The following is a 1,216-nucleotide window of genomic DNA, read 5'->3' as shown; positions in this document are numbered from 1 at the left end:
TGTAGTGGCATAGTTAATTTGGCCACCTGATTAGAGGTGATATCATCACCTCAGAAGTTAACAGGTGACACAATGACAAAACCTAGCAGAAGAACATTTAGCCCCGAGTTTAAACTTGAAGCCGCGCAGTTGGTTCTTGACCAGGGCTACTCGGTAGCTGAAGCAGCCAAGGCAATGAATGTCGGTAAATCCACCATGGATAAGTGGGTTCGCCAACTCAAAGAAGAGCGGCAAGGCGTTTCACCTAAAGCTTCTCCGATGACGCCAGAACAAATCGAGATCCGTGAGTTAAAGAAGAAATTGGCTCGCCTCGAAGAACATAATGAAATATTAAAAAAGGCTACAGCTCTCTTGATGTCCGACTCGCTGAACAATTCTCGCTAGTCGAGAAACTCAAGCAGAGCCACAGTGTTTCTACACTTTGTGATGTGTTCAGCATCCATCGAAGCAGTTACAAATATTGGTCTGGCCGCCCCAAGGCGATTAATTCTGATTTCGTCGAGTTATGTAGCGAAGTTAAAGCCGCGTACCGCATCAGTAATGGCTCTGCGGGAGCTCGAACTATCGCAGAGATAGTGACGACAAAAGGAATACCACTGAGCCGTTATCGTGCTAGTAAGTTGATGAAAAAGCTTGGCTTAGTGAGCTGTCAGCTGCCTAAGCATGCTTACAAGAAAGCGACTCAAGAACATGTTGAAGTCGCTAATAAATTAGACCGCCAGTTCGTCGTGACGGAGCCGAACCAAGTCTGGTGCGGTGATGTCACGTATATTTGGGTTGGAACGCGCTGGGCTTATTTAGCCGTGGTTATCGATCTCTTTGCAAGAAAACCCGTCGGTTGGGCAATGTCTCTATCGCCGGATACCAACTTAACGGGTAAAGCGCTATCAATAGCTTTTGAGGCAAGAGGGAAGCCGAAAAATGTGATGTTCCATAGTGATCAAGGCTCGCATTACACCAGTCTGAAATTTCGGCAACTTCTCTGGCGATATCAGATTGAGCAAAGCATGAGCCGCCGAGGAAATTGTTGGGATAACAGCCCGATGGAGCGATTCTTCCGAAGTTTAAAAACAGAATGGGTGCCATCAATAGGATATGAGAATTTTGCCCAGGCGCAGCGTTCAATCACACAGTACATCACGGAATATTACAGCGAGATCAGGCCACATCAATATAACGGTGGTCTGACGCCAAATGAGTCAGAACGGTTATTCTG

At 46.5% G+C, this 1,216-nt stretch carries 1 protein-coding gene; it reads left to right on the top strand.

The genetic code is table 11. The features are described 5' to 3' along the window. Positions 1-72: 72 nt before the first annotated feature. A protein-coding gene (locus Q4491_RS21420) for an IS3 family transposase (protein ID WP_303460803.1) occupies positions 73-1,216 on the top strand; the annotation gives its coding sequence in 2 pieces (ribosomal slippage) (positions 73-331 and positions 331-1,216; 1,145 coding nt annotated over the 2 pieces). This gene is flagged as partial in the annotation.

It is taken from the genome of Photobacterium sp. 2_MG-2023, from assembly GCF_030547675.1.
In the GTDB taxonomy this organism is placed as follows: Bacteria; Pseudomonadota; Gammaproteobacteria; order Enterobacterales; family Vibrionaceae; genus Photobacterium; species Photobacterium arenosum.
Note: the sequence above shows the minus strand (reverse complement) of the source record. Positions and strands in the feature narration are given on the sequence as shown.